A 1,602-nucleotide genomic window follows, 5' to 3' on the forward strand; every position below is an offset into this window, starting at 1 on the left:
CATATACGCCGATAAGATAGGGATAAGCAGAGCGCTTATCCCCGGCAAAGAGCAATAACCCTTCTGCGATCCCTGCCGCCTTCGTCAAAAGTATCGACGGGGATCGCTACCAGATTAACCCGAATCGGCATGGAGTCAACGACGGATGATTAACGATATTAAATGGGTACAGGCACAACGTGAAGCCACCGACTGGCGTCAGGCCGTGGAAATCGCCACCCGCCCGCTGGTAGCCTATGGTGCCGCGCAGCCATGCTACGTTAATGGGATCATCGAAAATACCCTTAACTGGGGGCCTTATTATCTGATAGCCCCAGGAATCGCCTTGCCTCACGCCCGACCAGAGCAAGGCGCAAACTATAATCAGGTCAGTATCACCACGCTACGCACCCCGGTCGCCTTTGGTAACGAGGAGTGCGACCCCGTCTGGCTGCTTCTCTGCGTCAGCGCCACAGATGCCAACGCACATATTTTGACCATTCAGCGCATCAGCCAGTTTATTGATTCGCCACAACGCTTAGCGGCAGTGGGAAATGCCAGCACAGACGATGCACTGTTTGCGCTGGTATCAGGTTAACGGAGGCGCTTATGATCCTGCACCCTTCTCTCGCCAGCGCAAATCCTCTGCACTATGGTCGTGAGCTGACGGCATTGGACAATCTGGATTTTGGGAGCCTGCATCTGGATATTGAGGACAGCAGCTTCATTAACAACATTACGTTTGGGATGAAAACGGTGCAGGCCGTCGCCAGACAGACGCCTCATCCCTTGTCCTTTCATTTCATGGTTGCCCGGCCACAGCGCTGGTTTAACGCGCTGGCTGAAATCAGACCCGCGTGGATCTTCGTTCATGCAGAAACGCTGGACTATCCTTCGGAAACGTTAACTGAGATCCGCCATACCGGCGCACGAGCCGGACTGGTATTTAATCCGGCAACCCCGATCGACGCCTGGCGATATCTGGCGTCTGAGCTGGACGGAGTGATGGTGATGACCAGTGAGCCCGATGGGCAGGGACAGCGGTTTATTCCCTCCATGTGCGAGAAAATCCAAAAAGTACGCACGGCTTTTCCTCAGACCGAGTGCTGGGCCGACGGTGGAATTACGCTGGCAGCTGCACAGCAACTGGCAGCAGCCGGGGCGCAACATATGGTGATTGGGCGCGCCCTGTTCTCTTCATCTGACTATCGCGCGACCTTAGCTCAATTCGCCACCCTGTAAGAGGAGATTGTTTCTGATGAGCCAACAGAGACCTGACCGTATCAAACAGATGCTGCACTACCTGTGGCAACATCGTCACCTCTCCACACAGCAGGCCATGGAGCTTTTTGGCTATGCGGAAGCGACTGTCCGTCGTGATTTCCAGTATATTGCCAACCAGTATCCAGGCATGATCCGCGGTCACGGTTGCCTGGACTTCGACGACAGTACAGACGACAAAGAGTACGTCTTCGACGTGAAACGTACATTGCAATCTGTGGCGAAAAGAGAAATAGCTGCCCTTGCCCGAACAATGATCAAAGATGGCGACTGCTTTTTTCTCGACTCCGGCTCAACCTGCCTCGAACTGGCGAAATGCCTGGCCGATGCGCGGGTAAAGGT

General features: G+C 54.4%; 3 protein-coding genes. All 3 read left to right on the forward strand.

Features of this window, described 5'->3' with window-relative positions:
- The first annotated feature begins 145 nt into the window (after nt 1–145).
- The gene (sgcA, locus tag RTW80_RS24980) at nt 146–577 is read left to right on the forward strand and encodes an SgcA family PTS sugar transporter subunit IIA (protein ID WP_000606405.1); all 432 of its coding nucleotides are present in this window, start codon (nt 146–148) and stop codon (nt 575–577) included.
- An 11-nt stretch (nt 578–588) separates the two neighbouring features.
- Entirely contained in the window at nt 589–1,221 is a 633-nt protein-coding gene (locus tag RTW80_RS24985; RefSeq protein ID WP_000600624.1) for a ribulose-phosphate 3 epimerase family protein, read from the forward strand.
- A 16-nt stretch (nt 1,222–1,237) separates the two neighbouring features.
- Nucleotides 1,238–1,602: DeoR/GlpR family DNA-binding transcription regulator (locus tag RTW80_RS24990; protein ID WP_312720755.1), on the forward strand; the 365-nt coding region annotated here is incomplete at its 3' end.

This window comes from Escherichia sp. AM3 (genome assembly GCF_032029835.1).
In the GTDB taxonomy this organism is placed as follows: domain Bacteria; phylum Pseudomonadota; class Gammaproteobacteria; order Enterobacterales; family Enterobacteriaceae; genus Escherichia; species Escherichia coli.

What these genes read in the sequence shown, in the direction of transcription:
- sgcA (WP_000606405.1), top strand. Translation starts at nt 146, where the DNA reads ATGATTAACGATATTAAATGGGTACAGGCACAACGTGAAGCCACCGAC.
- RTW80_RS24985 (WP_000600624.1), top strand. Translation starts at nt 589, where the DNA reads ATGATCCTGCACCCTTCTCTCGCCAGCGCAAATCCTCTGCACTATGGT.